This window comes from Halomonas sp. 18071143 (assembly GCF_019211725.1).
In the GTDB taxonomy this organism is placed as follows: domain Bacteria; phylum Pseudomonadota; class Gammaproteobacteria; order Pseudomonadales; family Halomonadaceae; genus Vreelandella; species Vreelandella stevensii.
In genome coordinates, this window is the sequence record NZ_CP078120.1 from 3,408,254 (window position 1) to 3,433,025 (window position 24,772).

General features: G+C 61.4%; 16 protein-coding genes and 3 CRISPR repeat arrays. Of the genes, 2 read left to right on the forward strand and 14 right to left on the reverse strand.

The annotated features are described in order from the left end of the window. The 13 genes from KVY02_RS16025 to KVY02_RS16085 form a co-directional block, all read right to left on the reverse strand. Window positions 1-195 carry a hypothetical protein gene (locus KVY02_RS16025; RefSeq protein WP_218313910.1) on the reverse strand — a complete coding sequence of 65 codons (195 nt, stop codon included), beginning with the start codon at window positions 193-195 and terminating at the stop codon, window positions 1-3. Window positions 196-204: 9 nt separating this feature from the next. Next, a CRISPR array of direct repeats spans window positions 205-6,462; the repeat unit is 29 nt; unit sequence CGGTTCATCCCCACGCCTGTGGGGAACGG. Between the two features lie 110 nt (window positions 6,463-6,572). Beyond that, entirely contained in the window at window positions 6,573-6,866 is a 294-nt protein-coding gene (cas2e, locus tag KVY02_RS16030; RefSeq protein ID WP_081138738.1) for a type I-E CRISPR-associated endoribonuclease Cas2e, read from the reverse strand. Between the two features lies 1 nt (window position 6,867). After that, window positions 6,868-7,788 (reverse strand): type I-E CRISPR-associated endonuclease Cas1e, encoded by a 921-nt coding sequence (gene cas1e, locus KVY02_RS16035; protein ID WP_081138739.1) that lies wholly within the window; start codon window positions 7,786-7,788, stop codon window positions 6,868-6,870. 3 nt (window positions 7,789-7,791) lie between these two features. Next, window positions 7,792-8,490: a type I-E CRISPR-associated protein Cas6/Cse3/CasE gene (cas6e, locus tag KVY02_RS16040; protein ID WP_081138741.1), complete on the reverse strand. Its 699-nt coding sequence runs from the start codon at window positions 8,488-8,490 to the stop codon at window positions 7,792-7,794. Next, window positions 8,490-9,269 (reverse strand): type I-E CRISPR-associated protein Cas5/CasD, encoded by a 780-nt coding sequence (cas5e, locus tag KVY02_RS16045; RefSeq protein WP_081138742.1) that lies wholly within the window; start codon window positions 9,267-9,269, stop codon window positions 8,490-8,492. Before cas5e ends, cas6e begins: the two co-directional genes overlap by 1 nt. An 11-nt stretch (window positions 9,270-9,280) precedes the next feature. Beyond that, window positions 9,281-10,375, reverse strand: a complete 1,095-nt coding sequence (gene cas7e / locus KVY02_RS16050; protein ID WP_081138744.1) for a type I-E CRISPR-associated protein Cas7/Cse4/CasC — start codon at window positions 10,373-10,375, stop codon at window positions 9,281-9,283. Window positions 10,376-10,443: 68 nt separating this feature from the next. Further along, entirely contained in the window at window positions 10,444-11,130 is a 687-nt protein-coding gene (casB, locus tag KVY02_RS16055; RefSeq protein WP_081138745.1) for a type I-E CRISPR-associated protein Cse2/CasB, read from the reverse strand. Next, window positions 11,127-12,827: a type I-E CRISPR-associated protein Cse1/CasA gene (casA, locus tag KVY02_RS16060; RefSeq protein WP_081138747.1), complete on the reverse strand. Its 1,701-nt coding sequence runs from the start codon at window positions 12,825-12,827 to the stop codon at window positions 11,127-11,129. Before casA ends, casB begins: the two co-directional genes overlap by 4 nt. 483 nt (window positions 12,828-13,310) lie before the next feature. Then, window positions 13,311-16,007: a CRISPR-associated helicase/endonuclease Cas3 gene (locus KVY02_RS16065; RefSeq protein WP_081194829.1), complete on the reverse strand. Its 2,697-nt coding sequence runs from the start codon at window positions 16,005-16,007 to the stop codon at window positions 13,311-13,313. A gap of 290 nt (window positions 16,008-16,297) precedes the next feature. Beyond that, window positions 16,298-16,702, reverse strand: coding sequence for a type II toxin-antitoxin system HicB family antitoxin (locus tag KVY02_RS16070; RefSeq protein WP_081138748.1), 405 nt, complete (start codon window positions 16,700-16,702; stop codon window positions 16,298-16,300). A gap of 23 nt (window positions 16,703-16,725) precedes the next feature. Beyond that, window positions 16,726-16,908 (reverse strand): type II toxin-antitoxin system HicA family toxin, encoded by a 183-nt coding sequence (locus KVY02_RS16075; protein ID WP_081138750.1) that lies wholly within the window; start codon window positions 16,906-16,908, stop codon window positions 16,726-16,728. Between the two features lie 211 nt (window positions 16,909-17,119). Next, a CRISPR array of direct repeats spans window positions 17,120-18,613; the repeat unit is 29 nt; unit sequence CGGTTCATCCCCGCGCCTGCGGGGAACGG. Window positions 18,614-18,638: 25 nt separating this feature from the next. After that, window positions 18,639-19,895: an ISL3 family transposase gene (locus KVY02_RS16080; protein WP_081138507.1), complete on the reverse strand. Its 1,257-nt coding sequence runs from the start codon at window positions 19,893-19,895 to the stop codon at window positions 18,639-18,641. 107 nt (window positions 19,896-20,002) lie between these two features. Further along, window positions 20,003-21,007: a CRISPR direct-repeat array (repeat unit 28 nt; unit sequence GGTTCATCCCCGCGCCTGCGGGGAACGG). A gap of 273 nt (window positions 21,008-21,280) precedes the next feature. After that, on the reverse strand, window positions 21,281-22,714 hold the full coding sequence (locus tag KVY02_RS16085) for an aminotransferase-like domain-containing protein (RefSeq protein ID WP_218313911.1): 1,434 nt from the start codon (window positions 22,712-22,714) through the stop codon (window positions 21,281-21,283). Between the two features lie 175 nt (window positions 22,715-22,889). On the opposite strand from KVY02_RS16085, the gene KVY02_RS16090 reads away from it, so the two are divergent. Both KVY02_RS16090 and KVY02_RS16095 read left to right on the forward strand, forming a co-directional pair. Beyond that, window positions 22,890-23,102 (forward strand): DUF1127 domain-containing protein, encoded by a 213-nt coding sequence (locus KVY02_RS16090; protein ID WP_081194578.1) that lies wholly within the window; start codon window positions 22,890-22,892, stop codon window positions 23,100-23,102. Continuing rightward, window positions 23,089-23,964 carry a PhzF family phenazine biosynthesis protein gene (locus KVY02_RS16095; protein ID WP_016915178.1) on the forward strand — a complete coding sequence of 292 codons (876 nt, stop codon included), beginning with the start codon at window positions 23,089-23,091 and terminating at the stop codon, window positions 23,962-23,964. The genes KVY02_RS16090 and KVY02_RS16095 overlap by 14 nt, the downstream gene beginning before the upstream one ends. A 152-nt stretch (window positions 23,965-24,116) precedes the next feature. Here the strand turns inward: KVY02_RS16095 and KVY02_RS16100 are convergent, their stop codons facing one another. After that, a complete protein-coding gene (locus tag KVY02_RS16100) occupies window positions 24,117-24,737 on the reverse strand; it encodes a TetR/AcrR family transcriptional regulator (RefSeq protein WP_016915179.1) in 621 nt (206 codons plus the stop codon). Window positions 24,738-24,772 lie beyond the last annotated feature (35 nt).

Sequence of the window (24,772 nt, forward strand, 5' to 3'; positions counted from 1 at the left end):
TTACTCCGCCACTACCACATGCGCCTCTTTCACCATCTCTGTCGCCATATTCCCGACGGTGCGCATCACTTCTTCGATGGCAGGCACGAGCGTAAACGCATCGTTTAGGCGCTGGCGGAATTTTCCAGAAATAGAAAATAGTGTCAGCGCCAGCGGAAAGTAGAGCTGCATCAAGCCCACAATAGTAGCGCTCAACCGAGTACCAGGTTCATCCCCGCGCCTGCGGGGAACGGTGGACAGCCAGAAAGGCAAGGATAGGATCATCCGGTTCATCCCCACGCCTGTGGGGAACGGGCGAAGGCCCGGTCGTCTTGTTCACTTCACCAACGGTTCATCCCCACGCCTGTGGGGAACGGACTCCCAGATCCGCCCACGTTGTACGGGCCAGCGGTTCATCCCCACGCCTGTGGGGAACGGTTGCCCACCATGACCTCGAAGTCAGTGGCCGCCGGTTCATCCCCACGCCTGTGGGGAACGGGGGCAAGGGCGCGGCAGCGGCAGTTAAACCCGCGGTTCATCCCCACGCCTGTGGGGAACGGCAAGTTTTCAAAGTGCTGGCTGAATATGTCCCCGGTTCATCCCCACGCCTGTGGGGAACGGTGGCCGAAGATATCAAGGCCATGGCGACCGACCGGTTCATCCCCACGCCTGTGGGGAACGGGAGAAGACGCGGCGGCCTTCCTCCTCCTCGATCGGTTCATCCCCACGCCTGTGGGGAACGGTCTGGTCCTGAGTACCCGACCCGTGTTGTCGACGGTTCATCCCCACGCCTGTGGGGAACGGAGCGCTTGCGCGGCGAGGTCATCGCACTGACGCGGTTCATCCCCACGCCTGTGGGGAACGGCTGGCCAGCACGCGGCGCTCTTTGGGGCTGAGCGGTTCATCCCCACGCCTGTGGGGAACGGCTCAAACCCCGCGAGCTCTACCGCGCCCAAGGCGGTTCATCCCCACGCCTGTGGGGAACGGGTCATGATTGAGGCGGGCCCGAAAGATGACATGCGGTTCATCCCCACGCCTGTGGGGAACGGGGGCGGGATCTCTAACCCGGTTGCAGTGGTGGCGGTTCATCCCCACGCCTGTGGGGAACGGGTGCTAGCCACCGTGGTTTGGCTGCGTGTGGGCGGTTCATCCCCACGCCTGTGGGGAACGGGCTTTTAGTGCTTTTTTCTCTTCTTTTTTCTGCGGTTCATCCCCACGCCTGTGGGGAACGGATGCCATAAACGCCGATATCATCGCGGGCCAGCGGTTCATCCCCACGCCTGTGGGGAACGGGGAGGCCACCGGCATTCTGAGCGCCGGTGGCGGCGGTTCATCCCCACGCCTGTGGGGAACGGCTCGCCGCGCTGGATGGTGGCCCACAGCTCGCCGGTTCATCCCCACGCCTGTGGGGAACGGGATGTTGGCCGTTGTTGCATCTTCGTCGGCGCCGGTTCATCCCCACGCCTGTGGGGAACGGCGCGCGGTTGGCTAAGCGTAGATCCCGCGCGACGGTTCATCCCCACGCCTGTGGGGAACGGAGGTAAAGCACGTGCATAGCGATTAACTCACGCGGTTCATCCCCACGCCTGTGGGGAACGGCACAAGGCCACAATTCAGTGCGCCCGCTACGCCGGTTCATCCCCACGCCTGTGGGGAACGGTGGCAGGCGACCATCAACCCAGAGCGCGGCAGCGGTTCATCCCCACGCCTGTGGGGAACGGCCGCAGCAAAGCCACCGGCCACGGTGATTTGGCGGTTCATCCCCACGCCTGTGGGGAACGGAAGGTGGCGCTCGGGTCGTCGTTGGTCCACATCGGTTCATCCCCACGCCTGTGGGGAACGGCCCTCACTGCGGTAGCTACATGAAAGTGCGAACGGTTCATCCCCACGCCTGTGGGGAACGGTCAATATGCGAGAACTGGCTTTTACAGCCATGCGGTTCATCCCCACGCCTGTGGGGAACGGGCTCCTATTAGATAGACGGCATCACCGAGCTACGGTTCATCCCCACGCCTGTGGGGAACGGGTTATGCCTTCGGAGATTTCGACGCTGCCAGACTGGTTCATCCCCACGCCTGTGGGGAACGGTGATGGGTGATGCAAGCCTCTACCGGAACCGGCGGTTCATCCCCACGCCTGTGGGGAACGGTGGCTGCTGATTGCCATATCGTAATTATACGACGGTTCATCCCCACGCCTGTGGGGAACGGTCCTCAAGCTGCCACTGGCTCTTGGCCAGCATCGGTTCATCCCCACGCCTGTGGGGAACGGGGCGTGCCCCGTGGGTTAGCTCACCCAGAGCGCGGTTCATCCCCACGCCTGTGGGGAACGGCGAACAATAAGGTGGAAAACCTTGAATGGACTAGGTTCATCCCCACGCCTGTGGGGAACGGATGACGCGGGCCAGATTGAGATAGAGGCGCTGCGGTTCATCCCCACGCCTGTGGGGAACGGCGCTGCATGATCGTCGACCTGCCAAGCAAGGACGGTTCATCCCCACGCCTGTGGGGAACGGCTCCCTCGCCATGTGGGCAGAGCAAGAGATGCCGGTTCATCCCCACGCCTGTGGGGAACGGGTTTACGTGTTAAAGGCTGACATAAGCAAATACGGTTCATCCCCACGCCTGTGGGGAACGGTTCGAGGCCGAGCTGCTCCATGGCGTCGCGGCCGGTTCATCCCCACGCCTGTGGGGAACGGACAGTTAGTGACACGAGTCCAAGGGGACGCGGCGGTTCATCCCCACGCCTGTGGGGAACGGTTGGCCTCAGGCAGGCTGAGCGCGACCGTCATCGGTTCATCCCCACGCCTGTGGGGAACGGATATGGCCGCTGCCGTCCTCGGTCTGCCGACCCGGTTCATCCCCACGCCTGTGGGGAACGGGCGCCGGATACGCTCGACGGCCATGCCGATCTCGGTTCATCCCCACGCCTGTGGGGAACGGATAGCTAGTAAACGTGCGGCTATCTAGCAACACGGTTCATCCCCACGCCTGTGGGGAACGGCTGGCCAGCACGCGGCGCTCTTTGGGGCTGAGCGGTTCATCCCCACGCCTGTGGGGAACGGTTCTGCAATTTTGGCGTTAGTCAACGCGGCGGCGGTTCATCCCCACGCCTGTGGGGAACGGGGCGCATACGAAAAAGCCGCCTCAGTGGGCGGCGGTTCATCCCCACGCCTGTGGGGAACGGAGTGGTACGAGCCGCCGATCCCGTTGAGCATTCGGTTCATCCCCACGCCTGTGGGGAACGGTAATGGCGGTTCAGTCGAGTCGCCAACAAGCGCGGTTCATCCCCACGCCTGTGGGGAACGGCCGCAGCAAAGCCACCGGCCACGGTGATTTGGCGGTTCATCCCCACGCCTGTGGGGAACGGGGTAAATTCGATGGTCATTTTTTCACTCCATGCGGTTCATCCCCACGCCTGTGGGGAACGGATTGCCGATGTTCGTGTTCTGAATGATGACGGCGGTTCATCCCCACGCCTGTGGGGAACGGGCCCGAGATCATCGTGTCGTACAGGCTGGAGTCGGTTCATCCCCACGCCTGTGGGGAACGGGGTCTAACTGGCTCAGCGGCTGGGCGTTGACGCGGTTCATCCCCACGCCTGTGGGGAACGGGGGCGCACCACGTCGTCATTGCCGGGCAGGTACGGTTCATCCCCACGCCTGTGGGGAACGGGCCCGACTCTTTCGCCGGGGCCTCTTCGTGGGCGGTTCATCCCCACGCCTGTGGGGAACGGTAACATTCTCAAGAGCCGCCAGATTGGCGCTACGGTTCATCCCCACGCCTGTGGGGAACGGCTGGCATGGCCCAGGGCTACGCCGCGAGTCGTCGGTTCATCCCCACGCCTGTGGGGAACGGAACCTAAGAAAAGAGCTGCTGGGAAGCGTCATCGGTTCATCCCCACGCCTGTGGGGAACGGTTGCGCGTGCGCTTCATAGAGCCCAAGCATGACGGTTCATCCCCACGCCTGTGGGGAACGGACCCGAACTGCCTCAGCTCACCAGCGAAGTGGCGGTTCATCCCCACGCCTGTGGGGAGCGGGCTTGGGCTGATCTACAACGCATTCACCAGCACCGGTTCATCCCCACGCCTGTGGGGAACGGCATCGTCTTCCAATAACAAAACCACGCAGGTGCGGTTCATCCCCACGCCTGTGGGGAACGGGATCTCCACTTTCTCACGCGCCTGGCAGAGCGCGGTTCATCCCCACGCCTGTGGGGAACGGCACGGGGCCATGCACACCCGCCTCTGGACACACGGTTCATCCCCACGCCTGTGGGGAACGGCGGGTAATGTTCTTGATGGATGCAAACTCATCCGGTTCATCCCCACGCCTGTGGGGAACGGATGCAGGGTACGGCCATACTATTTCCAATGGCCGGTTCATCCCCACGCCTGTGGGGAACGGGTCATCACCAATGTAGCAGGTCAGCTGCTCGCCGGTTCATCCCCACGCCTGTGGGGAACGGCACAAAGCCGAAACCGACCCTCACGACCAGTACGGTTCATCCCCACGCCTGTGGGGAACGGGTTGTGGGCGCCCGCGATTCCCTCGGGCTTATCGGTTCATCCCCACGCCTGTGGGGAACGGGAGCTGCAGATGACCTTTACACAGCTAGACACCGGTTCATCCCCACGCCTGTGGGGAACGGTCCTTGCCCATCTCGGCCAGCTCGGCGTAGAGCGGTTCATCCCCACGCCTGTGGGGAACGGACCACGTACTACTCCCTGGGGCGCATCGACGACGGTTCATCCCCACGCCTGTGGGGAACGGCCTTCGCACGCTCATCAGCCTTGCGGTCCTCGCGGTTCATCCCCACGCCTGTGGGGAACGGATGGCGGCAGCCCGGGTCAGGCACTCCTCGTACGGTTCATCCCCACGCCTGTGGGGAACGGCCGGACAGGTCTTCGCGAATCTCCTCGACGATCGGTTCATCCCCACGCCTGTGGGGAACGGACAAAAGAAGAAGCCAGCATGTACCGGGAAAACGGTTCATCCCCACGCCTGTGGGGAACGGGCTCGGTCGAGGCATCGCCGTAGGGTTGGTCGCCGGTTCATCCCCACGCCTGTGGGGAACGGCAGGTCTAGCGTGTCTTCAATCTCTTCGCCATCGGTTCATCCCCACGCCTGTGGGGAACGGTCTCGCCACATATCTGAATTTGGCACAATGGGCGGTTCATCCCCACGCCTGTGGGGAACGGCCCTACAGCCAACACCGCGCAATAGCCGCGCGCGGTTCATCCCCACGCCTGTGGGGAACGGTCGCGGCGTCGCTGGAGATTCCGACCAAGGTGCGGTTCATCCCCACGCCTGTGGGGAACGGCCGACGGTTACGCGGGTGACCGGGCCGCCGAACGGTTCATCCCCACGCCTGTGGGGAACGGATCATCACCCCGGATGCCTTCACGCCTGCCGAACGGTTCATCCCCACGCCTGTGGGGAACGGATAGATAAGCAAAAGCACTAAAGCCGTGCTCGCGGTTCATCCCCACGCCTGTGGGGAACGGACCAGGTCCTCGCTGTCGGGTATCTTCAACAGCGGTTCATCCCCACGCCTGTGGGGAACGGGGTGGTCGGCTGTGCGTCGGTGGCTTCTACTGCGGTTCATCCCCACGCCTGTGGGGAACGGGCGTAGCTTTTTGCGCATGCGCAGCACCGAGTCGGTTCATCCCCACGCCTGTGGGGAACGGGCCGCTTTGGCGAATGTCGATGACGCTTTGCCCGGTTCATCCCCACGCCTGTGGGGAACGGACCGTCACCAAGGTGCGCCTGGGCCGTGACGCCGGTTCATCCCCACGCCTGTGGGGAACGGCCGGGCGTGTTCTCTATCAATGCTGGCAGGTTCGGTTCATCCCCACGCCTGTGGGGAACGGGAGGGCAGCCGCCGTCAGCGAGCCATCCAGGACGGTTCATCCCCACGCCTGTGGGGAACGGTGAACGTTCTGCGTTTGTAGAATATTATCCGTCGGTTCATCCCCACGCCTGTGGGGAACGGTGAAAGGACACGGCATCACGTTGCAGCAGTACCGGTTCATCCCCACGCCTGTGGGGAACGGATCGGCTGGGATGCGGAGCTGGACAGCCTGCGCGGTTCATCCCCACGCCTGTGGGGAACGGTGGCTGCCGATACCCGCCTGGTGGGCGCGGCGCGGTTCATCCCCACGCCTGTGGGGAACGGCTGGGTCGACAGCTCAAGCGCGACCGGGCAGTCGGTTCATCCCCACGCCTGTGGGGAACGGCCGCCGACCAGTGCGAGCGCTGGGCCATGGCGCGGTTCATCCCCACGCCTGTGGGGAACGGCGCTGGAGCCCGCTGGGCATGGTGATGGATGGCGGTTCATCCCCACGCCTGTGGGGAACGGCCGGGGATGTGATGCATGCCCGCCTGAGTGGCCGGTTCATCCCCACGCCTGTGGGGAACGGGGCATGAGCCAGGCGGAGTACGGCGGCATGGCCGGTTCATCCCCACGCCTGTGGGGAACGGTCTAACTGTAGATAATTGATCTAAAAAAGAAAAATCGACAGCAGAAATTCCACCAACGATTTTGCTTATTTTTTGTACAAACTGCATTTTTAAAGATCTAGGATTATCAGCTACTTAGCTTCGGCGGGCAGAAAGCGTACCAGACGCAACCCATCGTGATCCCAGGGCTCACGCCGATTAGCACCATAGGTCTGGAACTCGAAGCCGGACTCATGGTTGCTGGCCCAGGCCATGACGACATTGCCATCCTCGGCCAGGACGTTGACATGTTCCCAGATCATTTCTCGAATCCGCTTACTGACATCGCCCACATACACGCCAGCGCGAATCTCCAGTAGCCAGACGGCCAGCCGCCCGCGTAATCGAGGTGGCACGGCTTCGGTGACAACGACGAGCATGGCCATCTCATTGACTCCTATGGCCGCTATCGCCCACCGACGGCGGTTCGGGGATGGCGGGCGGTACGGCGTCGGCTGGCGGTGGTGGCGGTTCGATCTCGCCCGCCGCCAGCACCTCTTCGATCATGGGGATGATGCGTTGCAGTAGCCGGGTCTGCTTGAAGGCATCGCGGCAGGCAATGCGCACCTCGCGCTCCGGCATTGGCGGGTTCTTCGCGGCGATGCGAAACGCTGCCGGAACGACGGTCTCGAATTTGACGATATCGGCAATGTCGTAGACGAAGCTCAACGGCTTGCCGGTATGCAAAAAGCCGATGGCTGGGGCATAGCCAGCTGCCAGAATGGCCGCTTCGGTAATGCCGTAAAGACAGGCGGTCGCCGCCGAAAGGCATTGATTGGCCACATCCGAGGCGTCCCACTGCTTTGGATCGTAGCGCCGCCCTTGCCATTTCAGGCCATACTGTTTGGCCAGTACCTGGTAGGTCTTGCGCACTCGTGCGCCCTCGATGCCGCGAAGCTGTTCGACGCTGCGTCGGGAGGGTGGCTCCTCGCCAAAGCGCAGCTCGAACATCTTGCGCACGACCTTGAGCCGCAGACCTTCGTCCAGCGCCAGCTGGGCTTGGTAGAGCAGTTTGTCGGAGCGGGCTCCGCCGGGCTGCCCGGCGCTATAAAGCCTCACGCCCGCATCGCCCACCCAGATCAGCAGCGTACCCACGACCGAAGCCAGCTTGACCGCCGCATGGGAAACCCGGGTGCCGGGTTCGAGCAGCAAGCACGCCACCGAACCCACCGGGATATGCATACGCTCGCCGTTGACCTCATCAATGACGACAAAGGCCCCGTCGCGCACGTCGATCTGCCCCATGCCGACGAATATCATCGACATGCGATCCTTGATGGGGATGGGTTTGAGGGGAATGAAGCTCATGGGTCACTCCGGTACGCGGCGTAGTAACAGCAGGCCACAACCAAAGGCCTTGGCACGGCCAATGCCGTGTCGTAGCACCTCATTGAGCGCCACCGGGTCGGCCACCTCCAACAGACCTTCGTAATCCACGCTGGAGTAGCGGATGGGCTCCCCGCCCTCCTTCTTGCTCAGCGCGTGCTGACGGTATGCACCCACCTCCGGTGCGACCGGCAGGGTGAAGCCAAAGGCGTCCGCCCGATCAGTGAGCCACTGGCGTGCAGCGGCATCCATCGCATCGGTACATGCCTGGCTCGTCCGCTCTCCTTTCGGGAAGGGGTAACGCGCATCCATCAGCACGTCGGCTCGCATAGAACGACGCCCTTGGCCCATCGGTTTGGCAATGGTGGGGTTAGCACGCAGGCGAAAGGCCAGCCGTTCGCCCTTGGCAAGCTGAGGGGCAAACGGCTTGCACTGTACCTCGAAGCCCTCTACCGGCTCTGGAGCGCACACCGAACCAACGTAGAACCGGGGTAGTCCGGCGCCCTTGCCGTTGGCGTCTTCTTCCATCTCCTGGCGAAAGATAAACGGCCGCTCGCCTTCGGGCACACCGGGAAACAGCCGCCATAGCAACTGATGGGCGGTATAGGCGCCGCCCTCCAGCACATCGAACAGCTCGGCACGGGTCAAACGATTGAGGTCCAGCCTGACACTTGAAAGATACATTAGCGCTCTCCTTTCAGCGTTTCGGTGCGCCGGTTTTCCAAGCGAGGGCCGAACTGCCAGCGGCGTCGATGGAGTGGTTCATCCCAGACGTCGCTGGACTCACTGGCCGCAACGCCATCGAGCGCATCGGCTGACCCTTCCCAGGCATAAAGCACTTCATCGGGTAGGCGTAGCAGGCGCTTATCCTTCGCCTCATTCCCCACCAGCGCCAGCCAGGTGCGTTCCGGATCCAGCGCGCTTTCAAAACGGTGATCCAGTGCCTGGCGCCAGTGGCTGGCCTCGATCACGGTCGGCACCAGTGGCGCGGCCAAGGGGCACGCCTTGCGGCCGAGGTAGAGCGGGAAACGGGGCTTTTCCAGCCCCGCTTTCAGTTCTTCCAGGGTCCAGGCAGCGTTTGGGGCCAGCCGAACCGCTACACTCCACAGACCGTCGCAGCGATAATCTCTCGACGAGAGAATGGTGTTGAGCGCCTCCTTGGGCACCGCAAGCTCCTCGCGGCGGGTACGGTGGATCACTTTCGATTGCGACGACGGTACCTGGACGGTGTGGTAGTCGCGCATCAAAAGCCCCGGTGAGCGCTGTTTGATCGCCACCTGCAGGCCCTTGCGCAGTTGATGCTGGCCATCATCGTCATCGCGGCGGATGCCGAGAGCTGCGCCGATAAACCCGAGTATCGCGCTGCGGCTCGGGTAGGTCGCCGTCGGCCGCGTTTCGCCAACGGCGGCCTCGCCCCAGCTCGCCATGGGCGCGTAGAGGCGAAAAACCAGATGGTGTGGCATATCGCCTCCGCTTAATTATCGCTTTTGAGAAAGGCCAGCAGCGCTTGCAAGTTGCCGCGCTGAATCTCTCCCTTCAGGAAAGGCGTGTCGTACTCCGGCGTGGCCGAGAGGATAAAGCGCCGATCCGCCCCTGCGCCGTAAGCGTCATCGAAGGCCTGGGCCTGTCTTTCCAGTTTGTCGATGGCGCTGACCGCCTGGGCTTCGCCGTTGACCGGCTGCAGGAAAGACGCGGCCAATGAACGCGGCTGCTGGTCGCCTTTCTCTGCCAGCACATAGCTTGCCTGGGCGCGGGAACCGTAACTGTTCTGCTTACCCTTGGGCGAGATCTTGACGGCGGACTCCACCAACGCTTCGATGGCACGGTCGGCCAGCTCGGTATTGCCCTGCAGGTTCTCGACCAGCAGATCCCGGTCGATGCAGAGGTAGAGGTAGAACAGCCCGGCGGCGAACCCGGCTTCACCGATATGCGCGGCGCCGCGGTCGTCGTCGCCGGTATTGAGGTCATCGACGGCGGTAAAGTAATCGTCCTCGACCTCGGCGGCGTGCACGGTAATGGCATGGGCGACCTGACAGGCCGCTTCGACATTGTAGCTCGGCGCGGCCGCCAGCATGCGTCCGAACAGCGCCACATCGACGGCAGTGGGCCGCCGAGCGAGCAGCCCCTTGAGTTCGTCGTCGGTCGGCTCGCGGTTCTCGACGCCTAGCACATCGGCGAGTTCTTCAAGCGCGGCAATTTCTTCCGGCCCGACGTGAACCAGCTGCTCGATTTCGTACTCGTGCTTTTCGCCCTTGTCGACCTTGCGCAGCTTGCCGAAGACCCCGGCGATCTTCTCAGCGCTGCTACTCGCCACCTTCTCGTTGGCGCCCGCGTTGGTCATCCACTTGTAAACCTCTCCTCCCAGACACTTGGTGCGCGTGCCCTTGTGGCCATCGATCGCTGCTTCGAACAGATCGGAGGTGCGCCAGTTGCGCTTGAGACTCTGCGAGGAGACACGCAGCCGCCGGGCGCCGCCCATAAAGGCCGTCTTGGGGCGACCCAGATCGTCGCGGTTGAGGTTGGACGGTGGGTAGGAGGTGAGCAGGTGCAGCTGAATGAAGTGGCTCATGATGGGTTCCCTGAATAAAAAATGTGACGAATGCCGAAAAGTGGTTGTTGAAAAGCGACGACCGATATTCAGTCGCCCGCTGCCGTTTTCAACGCTCGCGCCTGGAAGTAGGCGTCGCTCATGACGAAGGCAAAGCGCTGGGGCGCCTTGGCGCGGTATTGTCCGCGCTGCTCGCGCTCCCATAGAGCGACCATATCGGCCAGGCGAACAACGCTGACACCGGTGCCATCCGCGAGCTTGAGCGCCCGGCGAAAGCGCCGGATCAGTTCCTCTGGCGTATGACAGTCGAGCAGTTGTTGAAAGCGTAAATCGCTCATGCGCGGGGTATCGACGGTATTGGGCCGCTTCTCGCCCAGCCGTTTGCCTAGGGGAGCGTCGAACGTCTCGGCGCGCAGCTCGCATACCACCGCGGCAATGACCGACCAAACTTCGAGACGTTGAGTGCGCTTACTCGATCCCTCATTAGCCGCCTCCGACCAAGCCCGTGATTCGAGCGCCTGCCAGAGATGGCGGAACGCTTCCGTCAGCATGACCGACTCGATAGCGTCGCAACGGCGCAGCGCGGCGCGCACACCACGGGGGTATGGCCACTGCTTTGTGTATCGCTTGAGTTCCGACTGATCCATGACCAGCCGCCGCCACCACTGGCGCAGCGCGATCGCCTCCTGCTTGTCGAGAGCATACAGATAGCCCTCTGCCGCAGCCGTCTTCTCACCAGACTCTGGCTGTTCTGACTGTTGTTCTACTTCACTCATACGGTCGTCCCCTCCGGATTGTTTTCAGGTGCCGGGGTGCTCAACTCGAAACCGCCCACTTGGGCAAAGGTCTGCACCGTTTTGCCGACTTTCTTGCCGCGGCCATTCAGATAGGCGTGCAAGTAGCGCCGCGCGCTGGTGATGCGCTCGAGCTGCTGCATCTTCATACCCTCCAAGGGGCCGCTGATCGCCTGGTCGTCGAACAGCGCCAGCGCCTCGCGCTTGAGCGCCAAATACCACTGGCGGTGGATTTCGGGCGAAAGCTCCGGCGTCTCCATTTCCTTGCGCAGCACCTCGCCCATCTCCCGCAGCGCAGAGAAAAACGCCAGTTGGGTCGCCTCGAAAAATTGGGCGTCGATCTGACTCATATCGCCCTTGGCGTCTTCCGGGCGCTTGAACCAGGCGCGCTTGAGCTGGTTGCGCAGGGTCCAGGTAATCTCCGAGGCCAGATCGACGAAGCGCTTGGCCCAGCTGCGCAGCGTCTCTTGATAAGCATCGGGCACGCCCACCAGCGGCATTTCCACGCTGTACCAACCGCGCGGCTTCATGTTGTCCATGTCGTAGCCGAACACCCAGAGCCGAGTGCGCTTGAAAAGCGCCTCGAACGCTTCTCCATCGTCTCGCGCAGCCGCCACCATACGGTACTTGTGCAGATGGTGCGTCACCACGCGAGCGGGCAGCGCACCGCTTACGGCTTCATCTTCCAGCACCAGCCCAGGCCAGTGACGATAGCCCAGCCCGCCGGGCTGGCCCTTGCTGGAAAGCGGCAATTCGTCGTTTTTCTTGGGGTTGAGCTTGCGATAGGGCGTCAGCGGGTGCCGCCAGGGTCCGTCGTAGTTGGCACCCTGCTTCTTGGCGCGCAAACGGCGTACCGGGCGCGCGGCCTCACAACCGCAGAGGTCGCAAGTTCCCGGCGTGTCGTCAAACAAAAGCCGGTAGCGCCTGGGCATCGACCAGAAGGCGTGCAGCGGGTGAACCTGCTCGGGCAGCACCTCTTTGCCCTTCTTGTCGCTGATGCGCGTCTCGGCCATCCAGAAGAACAGATCGCTATCATCAACCCTGGGGGCGCGCCAGGTCTGCCCCCGCTGGCCCACCGCGTCGGCGGGCATCACATTGGGCCAGAGCCGCGCCCACAGCGATTTGCTCTCGTCTTCCGGCAGAATTAGCGTGGTCAGTGGTCCGCCACCGCGCAGGCCAACGCGAATCCCGGCCCCACCGGCGGGCGCGTTGATCTGCATGGTAAAAAGTGCCAGCGCCGCGCACTCCGGACAGACGGTTTCCACCCGGCCGCGCTTGACGAAGAAATCGGTATTGTTCTTGATGCCGTTGGCGCCGGGCGAGTCGATCAGAAGACCGGCAACAGGCGCTTCCTTCACGTCCTCCAGCGGATCCAGGTCCTGCATAAAGCGCGGGCCGTCGCCATCCAGCTCGAAGGCGGAGGCAAAGGGCACCAACAGCTCATCAAGTTCGGTCACGCTGGGCGGCGTCTGGTAATGATCCAGCCAGGCATCGGTATCATCCGGCGTCATCGCTGTCTGCAACAGCGCAATCAGAAATTGCCAGGCCGCGCCCTGAAAATCGGCGCGAGAGAGTGCAAGATCAAGCACTTTCGGATCGGCCAAGGCCGAAGGTGGGCGGTAGCAAACGCTTCCGTCTACAAAACGGAAAGGTAGCCACGGATCAGTCAGGAGATTCATGGGCGTTCCTCAAATTAAAAAAGGGCTGACTCCTTACAGAGTCAGCCCCACGCCTAGCCCAGTTCTTTCAACTGGCTGCTGCTTGTAGAAACTGTCGACTCGACAACGCGAAAGCTCTTGATATCGATGACTCGGCCATTACCGAGGTGCAGATAGATGCGGAAAAACATAATGCCTCCTATGGCATTTGCTGCATTAGGAGACGACAGGTACTTGTGTACTAACACCAAAAACTTTAGCCTGCTGGTGCGAGCAACATGCATAGTTCGGTGATCTGTCGCCGTTCTATGCTTCTCTAAAAATATTAAGGTGCTCAGTGCAAAATAATGCAAGCCCAATAAATCTCGAAAAGCTAAAACTGTTCTACAGATCCATGGCATCCTTGTCAAGCTTCGTGCATCCTATATGCGACGTTCGCTGCACCAGCAGTGATAAACCTGTGCTTAGCGCCAAATAGGCAAGGCCAAGGCGTCGTTCCCCGCGTCAGCGGGGATTTTCTTTTTCAAAACTCACGCCCCACTGCTCGTCGTAACCACAGGTATCGTCCTCTTCCGGCAGCCAGGGCTGGACGAAGCGCAGCCCGCGGTGGCGCTGCTGCAGCGCTTCCCACTGTTCGGTATGGTGCTCCGGTAGCGCGGCGAGCTTCTTGACCTGGCTCTCCCTTAAGCGGCATCGGCTCAGCCGGTCGGCGTGGCGGTGATCTTCTACCCAGAGCACCAGTTCATCTCCACGGAGCTTGAGCAGTACGACCTCGACGCTTGGCTCGTCGCTGAGCCGGGTGCCAAACTCGCGCTCCTCCTGCCACGGATCGAAATCGCCATCGAGGTGGTAGCCGTCCTCCAGACTCAGTGCATTATGGGTAGCCATTGAGGTTGCAAACTTATCCATTCCGGTACGCTCGAAACGTGCCTGGTCCAACGCCTCGGGAATGTCGTCTACCGGGAAGGCGTAGACGCTTTCGATCAGCCTACGTGCTCCATTGTGTTTCTCTCCCGGCATGGTAATAGCACCCAACTCACACAGAATGCGCTGAGTGAGCCAGATCAGCGAGGTGTCCTTATAGACCGCCTGTGTGCCGCGGTGTGCTTGACTTAGCCAATCCGCTTTGGGCGCTTCATCCCATTTTGGAGCAAGCACCTGTAGCACCGGGTCAGGACGCTTCCCCCGCTGGTGACGCTGAAGACGACCGGCCCGCTGGATCAAGAGGTCTATGGGCGCGACATCACTAACCATTTGGTCAGCATCGCAATCGAGGCTTTCCTGAAAAACCTGGGTGGTGACTAGCACCTGACCCCACCTCAGCGAGGCATTGGAGGTCTTGCCGAAGCGGCGAATCACCTCGGACTCAATCCGTTGGCGGTCTACCATGGCAAAACGGGCGTGAAAGAGCAGACAGCGCGCCGGGTCGGGGTGGCGCTCGCGCAGTTGCTGGAAGGCAGAGACGGCATCGTCGACGGTGTTGCGAACCCAAACGATGCACTCGCCCGCGTCTACGGCTATCAACACGTTTTCAATGGCCTGTTCTTCGCTCTGCAGCCACTCGATGGCTACGCTGCGTGCTACCTCCGGGCGCGTCTCTATATGTATTTCTTCACAAGAATCTTGGCCACAGTGTGTTAGTAGCGGATACGCCGTATTTTCCAAAGAACGAGGCAAGTAACCCAATCCATGCTGCCAGGCCGCTACCAGTGACTCGCGCATAGCGTGTGGCAATGTAGCGGTCAATAGAATCGCGCTGCCGCCTTGGCGGGCGTGGTGCGCCAGCAATTGGTGTAGCAGAGTCTGCATGTAGTGATCGAAAGCGTGAACTTCATCGATGATCAGCACCTTGCGCGCCAGCCCTAATAGGCGCAGCGACTGATGATGAAACGGCAGCACGCCTATTAGTGCCTGGTCGATGGTGCCAACGCCCACGTCCGCCAATAGCGCCTTTTTGTTCGAGTCGGACAGCCAGCGGTTGCATTGGGTCGAGGCGCTGGCGTCTTCTGCATCGTAGTCGTCGTTCTCCGGCTGGGCGATAGCGCGTTCGAACTCCTCGTTGAGTGCGCGAGCCCCGTGGGCAAGCACCAGCGAAGGCCGAGAAGCGCTGCTATAAAAATGGTAGTGCAGGTTGCCTAAACGGCTATACATGGCATTGGATGTCGCCATGGTGGGGAGCGCAAAGTAGAGCCCTTCGCCGTGCCCTGCGGACAACAGGCGCTGAGCCAGAATACAGGCGGCTTCGGTTTTGCCCGCTCCGGTCACGTCTTCCAGAATGAACAGCTGCGGCCCAGCCTGAAGCGGCAGATCTTCTGCCTTCTTCTGCAGCGGGGTCGGTGTCACCTTTCCTGCAAACCACTGGTCAAGCCCAGCGTAAGGCACTGGCTCCGGCGGGCGGGTAAAGCCGGTGGCGCCCAGTACCGCTTCGGCTTGCTCGAGCGCTCGCGGCCAGTAATCGGCCAGCGCCATGGGCTGCTGGCAGTAAGGAAAATAGTCCCGATTCGAGCCCAACCAGTCGCTGAGCGTCGCCCAGCCCGCTATCGTCCAACTCAGCGTCTTGAAACTCTCGAGCCATGCTTCGTCCAGCAGTTGTTCGACGGGCCAGTATGGCTCGACCAGCGCGGCCCAGTCGGCGACGAAATCGCCAGCGGCGGCGGCATCATCAAGCTCGCCATCGTCGATGAAGAAGTCCGCAAGAGTGAGCTGACCGGTCGCCACGGGTTGGCCATGGTGGCCGAAGAATGGCGCCAACAGATGGCCCATGGGCATCAACAGCTTGCGTTTGGTCGCCGTACTGTCTCCAGGCCAGCGCAATGCGCCGTCCTTGCGCCAGCTGTTCCAGCATGCGTCCCAGAGCAATACGCCCAAACGGTCGTGTCGCTGCTTGTAGGGTTTGCCTTGCGGCGTTGCCATGCCGTCGAGCGAGAGTTTAAGTACCTCCTGAAAGGCTCGGGAGAACTTGCCTAGGTCGTGAAGCCCCAATAAAAAAACCATCAGCCGTCGTAATGACTCGGGCTCGATACTCAGACGCGCAGCCAGCTGTTGGGTCAAAGGGCGCTCAGGGGCCAGCAGGTGCCAGCCAACGGCCGCTACATCCAGACTATGCCAAGCAAGCAAATGACAGGCATCCTCTGACTGTCGCGGTAGGGCCTTGCCAGCATAACGATGATAGGCCGGTAGGCGTGGGGGTCTGCTCGGCATGATCAAAATGTTCTCCCTTCATCTGGATGGCTACCACATCCACCTGGTTACCAACGCAGAGCATTGGCGACTCCACCGACAGCCATATCAACTCATTAAAATTAGCCATCTCACCAAAACTGACGATAGCGTGTCTGGAGGTCGAAAGGAAGGTCCAAAACGACCGATGATGGAACGCATTGCGTCATCATAAAAAAACCCCGCGCTCGGTAGAGTGCGGGGTTTCCATTCGGACTGTGGCTTCAGCCTCGCTATATAAATACGTCTTTCGCTTCGAGCCAGCCTGTTCGTTACGCGTGGTTCAGCTTTTCCAATGCCGCCGAGGCAATGAACGCAGAACGACTTTTAATACCGTGGGTGGTCACGTATTGGTCGATCTGACGAATGACGTGACCTGGCAGCGTCACATTCACCTTTTCGGTTTTGCCGAGGTAGGGCGTGATATCAATATCAATAATCCCCCAGCCGCACCCTTCAAATTCTGGATTTTGGCGATGCTCCGCAATGCTGCGCGGCATGGGAATATCTTTATTCTCGTTGGCTAATTCTTCCAACTGGATATGAGCCACTTCCACTGCCATTTCATAAGCATGTTCGGTCGTGTCACCCGCTGTCACAGCACCGGGAATGTCCGGAATGACGATACCGGTGGCGGTGTGTTCATCGCCCCATTCGATAGCAACCGGATATTGCATGAGTTACCTCCTGAACGGCCGAGCTACCTGAGCCCCGCAAGTTTTCTGATATTGTGGATGGTGCCCTTAGGCAAATCCTTTTTCGGATGAGGCACGGGCACACTGCCGAGCTTGGTAGGGTGCTTGAATACGTGATGGCTCCCACTAACACGATCTAGATACCATCCATCAGCTTCCATCTCCTTGATGACATCCTTGCTTTTCACCCTTCCTCCTTGTTCTTTTGGTCAATTAAAAAATAACCCCAGAGTTATAAATTTGCAAGAATTCATACCTCCAGACGCACTTCTAGCTCCACACCAGCCTTAGATATGAATATTCAGTCGATGATCCTGGAGGCACTAGCCTGATCGCCGTCCACAGTGTATTCCTATGTTTACAATGGACCACTTCAGCCAGAAAACGCTCCCTTCAACTTGGTTCATCCCCGCGCCTGCGGGGAACGGTCAGCACCGTATAACGGCCCCCTCTGGTCTCTCGGTTCATCCCCGCGCCTGCGGGGAACGGATGTAATTAGCGACGCCAGCAGCAATCACCGACGGTTCATCCCCGCGCCTGCGGGGAACGGACTGCCCAGGAGACACATCGCTAAAATCGTGACGGTTCATCCCCGCGCCTGCGGGGAACGGCTCTCTCGTGAACCTGAGTCTGGCTCTGTGCGCGGTTCATCCCCGCGCCTGCGGGGAATGGCAAAAAGCCCACCCCCTCAGAGAGTACAGTGCCGATTCATCCCCGCGCCTGCGGGGAACGGGAGATCGGCAGGGCGCTCACCGTTTTCCAGCACGGTTCATCCCCGCGCCTGCGGGGAACGGGTTGGATAAGGTCGAGGATACGCTGGTAACCGCCGGTTCATCCCCGCGCCTGCGGGGAACGGAGAGGCCGAAGACCTGGACAGCGGCGGCGCGCCGGTTCATCCCCGCGCCTGCGGGGAACGGCGGGACTGGCCGTCTGCTCAGTGAGGTTAATACGGTTCATCCCCGCGCCTGCGGGGAACGGAATGGCGTCGCTATTTCAATAATCGGAATATCCGGTTCATCCCCGCGCCTGCGGGGAACGGATGGATGGCATCCTCTATAGCCCGCACCACGCCGGTTCATCCCCGCGCCTGCGGGGAACGGCACCGAATCGATACGCTGGCCCAACGCCTCATCGGTTCATCCCCGCGCCTGCGGGGAACGGCGCATCATCCATTGCACAGACAACGACCACGGCGGTTCATCCCCGCGCCTGCGGGGAACGGCGAGTTGGCGCTGGTGTCGATGGCCATGGCCACGGTTCATCCCCGCGCCTGCGGGGAACGGCGCGACAAGCTGGTCGAGTACCAGTCAGAGTGCGGTTCATCCCCGCGCCTGCGGGGAACGGCCACGGCTACACGATCCGCATTAGCCCGCCGCCGGTTCATCCCCGCGCCTGCGGGGAACGGCATCCCAGAGCGCCTCAAGGCTGCCGTGCGTGCGGTTCATCCCCGCGCCTGCGGGGAACGGCAGCTCAGACGTCAGGTCGGCAACGCCATACGCGGTTCATCCCCGCGCCTGCGGGGAACGGGCCGTTGGCCGCTTCGGTGCCGACGATGAACGCGGTTCATCCCCGCGCCTGCGGGGAACGGGACGGCACGCTGACTGCGGGCGGGCTCAAGGCCGGTTCATCCCCGCGCCTGCGGGGAACGGCCGGGTGTCGCGCAGCCGCTCGATGATATTGGCGGTTCATCCCCGCGCCTGCGGGGAACGGGCCCCTCTGTGTATGCTCGCTTGGTATCCTGACGGTTCATCCCCGCGCCTGCGGGGAACGGGTGGTGGCTTTCCCCTACATGGGTTCGCAGGGCGGTTCATCCCCGCGCCTGCGGGGAACGGGACGACTGCTCAGTCGATCACTGTCATTTCGTCGGTTCATCCCCGCGCCTGCGGGGAACGGTTGCGGATAAGGGTTCTTCGTCACTTCACGTGGATTTGGCCTGATCGAACAGGCGGCCCACCGGGCTGCCAATCAGGTAGATCATGGCAATGAAGTTGGCTTCGTTCCGGTAGCCGCGTGCGCGTGACCGAGCCGCCTGGAACAGGCCGTTCATGCCTTCCAGTCGTGCGTTCGTCAGCCCCGAGATCCAACGCCTGACCACTGCCTCTGCATGTCGCTCCAGCGTCGCCAGGGCCTTGCCCATTGGCTTCAGAAGTGGCTTCTCCGAGACCGCCGCTTTCATGACCTTGAGGTAGTTCGTGATGCGCCACCGAGCCGATCGCGGCGTCGGAGCCTTCTGGATCCAGCGCAGCTTCTCCTTGATCACCCAGGCATCAGACGTCGCGCTCTGATCGGCCACCAGTTCCTGGAGTGCCGCCAGCTGCTTGGGCGTCAGGTTCTCGTTGTCCAGGCTCTTCAGCAGGGCCCAGCGCAGCGACTTGGGGTGGCCCTGCTCGCGGCGCTCTTTTTTGCGCACTTCGTCCAGTCGCTTGGTGAAGGTCTGCACGATATGGAACCAGTCGACCGTGACCTCGGCCTTGGGGAGGTTCTCGGCCACGCCGCTGAGGAAGGCTGGTGACATGTCGCAGACCACCTCGACCACGTTGTTGGGGTCGCCGCCATGAGCCGCCAGGAAGGCGCTGAATGCCTCGATGGCCCCCTTGCCATGGCCTGGGACGGCGAAGATCACGGGCTCCTGCTTGCGCTGCATATCAAGGAACACCGTCACGTACCGCTGGCCACGCCGGGAGGCGGTTTCATCAACGCCGACAGTGGCCACACTGGACAGGTCCAGCTCCCCCAGCATGCGGCCTACGTAGTGGTGCACGATGCGCCACAGTCGCTTGTCGGTGATCTCCAACTGCCGAGAGACCGCCAGCACGGGCATCTCTTTGGCCAGCGACATGGCCGCTTGCTCGAACAGCAGGGTGAAGTCGCTGCCCGGGCGCGCCCAAGGCACTTCGATGCGCTTGACGCCATGCTCGGGGCACTTGGTGCGGGGCACTCGGGCGTGCAGGTAGCAGTGATGCTGGAAGAAGTTCAGGTGCCGCCAGGTCTTGTCGGCGAAGTCGTGAGCCGGACAGGCCTCGCTGCATTCAGGGCAGGGGTAGAGGCTGCCACGCTCGGCCTCGACGTAGAGGTCCAACCGGTGGGGCGATACGGAGGTATCCAGGTGCTGGTCCTTGAGAATCCAGGGCGCTTGCAGGCCCAGGCCGAGGGCCAGAATCTGGGTGCCATCCATGCCATACCTCCTATCGTCGTAGAGGTCATATCCTGGCCCAGCTCAGGGGGCGAATTCCACACCCAACGACGAAGAGCCCGGATAAGGCTATTAAGGGTTTCGGAACACGGTTCATCCCCGCGCCTGCGGGGAACGGCAACGTAAACGGCCATTAGAGAACGGGCCTCCCGGTTCATCCCCGCGCCTGCGGGGAACGGCGAAAGGCACGTTGGTGACCACGGCGTCATAGCGGTTCATCCCCGCGCCTGCGGGGAACGGGGTGTCGTCATTGCTTTCTAGGCGGCGCTCGCTGGTTCATCCCCGCGCCTGCGGGGAACGGATCGCCATGACCAAGCAAGACCTGGCTGATCACGGTTCATCCCCGCGCCTGCGGGGAACGGGTTCTTTCATGGGGTCTGACATGTGGGTGTAGCGGTTCATCCCCGCGCCTGCGGGGAACGGAACATCACCATCGAAGCCCCGGCGCTGGTCGACGGTTCATCCCCGCGCCTGCGGGGAACGGAACGGCGTGTCGCTGGACAGCGCGCGCCAGAACGGTTCATCCCCGCGCCTGCGGGGAACGGAGGCCATCGCGCCGGGTGGGTGCGGGCGGCAACGGTTCATCCCCGCGCCTGCGGGGAACGGACTGCTCGAGGACTCGGGCGAGTTCTCGGAGACGGTTCATCCCCGCGCCTGCGGGGAACGGAGGATGTTGGGTAGCATTCGTGGCTCCTATGGCGGTTCATCCCCGCGCCTGCGGGGAACGGTTCGCCATGCAGGTCCGATCGCAGAAGACCCTCGGTTCATCCCCGCGCCTGCGGGGAACGGGCGCCTTATGCCCTTGGCAGGCTACTCGCTGTCGGTTCATCCCCGCGCCTGCGGGGAACGGCGAAAGGCACGTTGGTGACCACGGCGTCATAGCGGTTCATCCCCGCGCCTGCGGGGAACGGGGTGTCGTCATTGCTTTCTAGGCGGCGCTCGCTGGTTCATCCCCGCGCCTGCGGGGAACGGATCGCCATGACCAAGCAAGACCTGGCTGATCACGGTTCATCCCCGCGCCTGCGGGGAACGGTTTTGAAGATGACGCTACCCAGCAGCTCTCTTCGGTTCATCCCCGCGCCTGCGGGGAACGGACTAATTGTAGATGGCTGTTCTGCAAGATAAAAATGTTCAGTAGAAAGTTCACCAGCGGTTTAGATCGATTTTTGACCAGAACAATATTATTAAAGAACAGTAAAATCAGTATGTTGCAGAAACCTATAAAAATCGCACCAAGCCTCGCGCAATCGTATACGTATGCAGCGTTTTCAAGAAGTGAGGTCTCTCTTATGGCATTCGCATTCACTCATGGGAGACGACTCGTGCAGGGCGCTATTGGATGTGCTTACTGACTGATTCTGTCGTTTTTATACGAGCGACGCCTGCGCCTCCTCCACCATCTCAGTGGCAAACTCACCTACCGTTCGCACCGCGTCTTCGATGGCGGGGGTGAGCGTAAACGCATAGTTCAGCCGCAGGCACTGGCGGAACTTGCCGGAGGCGGAGAACAGCGAGCCCGGCGCCACGTGGATGGCATGCTGCGCCAGACGCTGATTGAGCTTCACGCAATCCACCGCGGCGGGTAACTCTACCCATAGCAGGAAGCTGCCCTGGGGGTAGCTGATGCCCGAACCAGGCGGGAAATAGCGCTGCACCCAACCGATCATGACGTCTCGCTGGCGCTGGTATTGCCGGGTCACGTGACGCAGGTGCCGCTCGTAATGCCCTTTGGCAACGAACTCCGCCACGGCCAGTTGGGGCAGCGTGGCTGAAGCACCGGTGGAGACGTACTTCATATGCAGCGCCTGATCGCGATAACGCCCCGGCGCCAGCCAGCCCACCCGTAGCCCCGGCCCCACCGTTTTGGAAAAGCCGCTGCACAGCATCACGCGGCCATCGTCATCGAAGGATTTCACGGTGCGCGGCCTTGGCAGGCTAAAGGACAAGTCACCGTAAATATCGTCTTCGATAATCGCCACATCGAAACGCTGGGCAAGCTGAAACAGCGCCCGCTTGCGCGCCTCCGGCATGGTGTACCCCAACGGGTTATTGTAGGTGGGCGTGACCTGTATGGCGCGGATCGGCCACTGCTCCAACGCCAGCTCCAGCGCCTCAAGGCTGATGCCCGTTTGCGGATCAGTGGGGATTTCCAATGCCTTCAGACCATTGGCTTTCAAGATCTGCATGGTGCCGTAAAAACTGGGCGAGTCGACGGCCACCACATCGCCGGGCTGTGTCAGCGTGCGCAAGGCAATAGCCAGCGCTTCCTGACAGCCCGTGGTGATCAGAAGATCATCTGGATGCAGCAGGCAGCCAGACGCGACCGCGAGCCTGGCGACTTGCTGGCGCAGCTCGGGACTGCCGCTCAGCTTGTCATAGTTGAAACCATGCAGATCATTGCGACGGTGAAGACCCGCCAATATTCTGGAGAGCGGACGCAGCGTCTCGTACTCCAGGTTAGGCACTCCCCGCCCCAACAGCAGCCGCTGATCATCGCGCTGGGTAGCCACGAGCTCCAGCACCTGATCCCATTGAGAGATGTCCAGCGGCCGTTGGGCAGGCCGCGACATGGACGGCAGCACCGAGGGTGCTCGGCTCGGCAGCACGAAGTAACCCGACTTGGGCCGCGACTCGATCAACGCCACATCCATCAGTTGCCGGTAGGCTTCCTGGGCCGTCGAGATACTCACGTCCAGCTCCTGGCACACCGCTCGAATGGAGGGCAGGCGGTCGCCCACACGGTAGATACCGTGCTCGATACGCTCGCGCAGGATAGCGGCGACTTCTTCATAGCGCGTCATGACAATCCCCTCCTTATAGCCCACCCCACCATACAGATGGCGTGCCCAACTGCCATACAGAGGTATAACACGCCCATCTGTATCTTAAAAATAAAAAAACCTATGTCTGTATCAAAAAAACGGCGCCGAATAATCTAGTCCTGCAGCCCACCGTCATACCCCTGGAGGATTCGCCATGCCACGCTTCAGTCTTGCCCAGCTCCGCTGTCAGCTACGTCTCCAACTGCATCAGTACCGCCACTACCGCCGTAGCCGCCGCCAGCTACTGACCCTGGATGACCGGCTACTCGAGGATATTGGTATCACCCGCGCCCAGGCAGCCCAAGAGGGCCATAAAGCGTTCTGGAAACATACGCCCCTTGAGGAGACTCCCCATGAAAAGTGCTGACTACTACCTGCTGGACGTCTTTACCGAGCAGCCATTTACCGGCAACCCGCTCGCGGTTTTTCTGGCGTCCGATGAATTGGACACCTCCACCATGCAGGCCTTGGCCAATGAATTGAATCTGGCAGAAACGGTTTTTTTGAGTGCCGCCACGCAACCGAACCACTATCCAATGCGGATTTTCACGCCGACGAGAGAACTCCCGTTTGCAGGCCACCCGACGGTAGGTACCGCACACTTGCTGGCAGCATTGGAACTCGCCAACCCCGCGCACCCCCTGGTGCTTCACCCGCCCATTGGTGCGCTGACGGTTCGCTACGAAAACGGCCAGGCCATGTTCACGACGTCGCAACCAGCCCTACTGGCCGCCAGTACGATCGACCGGCTGACGGCCGTTGAGCTGCTGGGGCTCGATATCCATCAGGTAATAGGCGACCCCGTCATGGCCTCCCTGGGGCTGCCCTTTCATTTGATCGAGCTGGCCGATGTGAAGGCGCTGGAGAGCGTCCACATTTCATCGGCGCTTTGGGCCAGTGCGGTGATGACCAGTGAGGCCCCCCAGGTTTATCTTTACGTCATCGAACAACACGAGGCCACCCGCACGGTGGTTCGTAGCCGCATGTTCTGCATGCATGCCAGCCTTTGCGAAGACCCCGCAACCGGCAGTGCCGCCGCCGCCCTGACCCACTATCTGGCATCGCTCACCAGCGACGCACTGCATTGCACGATTCATCAGGGCATTGAAATGGGTCGTCCCAGCGTCATCGAAACGGCTGCTAATGGCCATCTCGAAGCTGGGCATGTGCAAGTGGGAGGGCACGCCGTTCTGGTGGGCAAGGGAACCATGACGCTCAATGCCCATTAGGGGGAGGTTTGTCGGCAGGTTGAGCCAGCAGCTCATTGCCCTATACGCTTCAACGACGCTGTCGCAGGCAACCGAGCAAACCATCACTACGTGAGCACTACAAACAATGTTGGGATCACGGAACATCACACCCGAACATCGTGACGCACTCCTCAAGCCGTCAACCCAATCCCTCTCAAAATCACCGAGGTCACCGACTGCACGGCTTTTTCGAACTGCAGGTCGTCCAGCGGTTTGTCGTCGTTGAGCAGGTAAATCTGGTAGTCGAAATCGGCGTAGTGCTGGGTAGAGGCCCAGATCATGTAGAGCAGGTACGAAGGCTCGACAGGGTTGATTTGGCCGGAGTCGATCCACTCGCGGATTTTCGACTCTTTCAACTTGGCCCATTCATAGAGGTTGTCGCGCAGCCGCTCCTTGAGAATCGGGGCGCCCTGCATCACTTCGGCCGCCCATATCTTGGAACCGTGGGCGCGGTAGCGAGAATGATTCATTTTGGCGCGAATGTAGGTGGAGAGAACCACCCGTGGGTCGTCGTACAGCTCGAAGCAGAGCGCGTCCTGCTTCCACACCTCCAGCAGCGCCAGCAGCACCTCCTGGTAGAGCGCCTTCTTGGTCGAGAAATAGTAGTGCACGTTGGACTTTGGCAGGTCGGCCAACTGGGCAATGTCGCCCATGGAGGCACCGGCGTAGCCTTTTTCGGCAAACAGCTGCTCCGCCGCTTGAAGGATTTTCTTGACGTTGGTTTGCCGTATTTCGTCCTGTGTTCTTGCCACGCTGATGTCCCTTTGCAACCGTCCGCTCACAATAC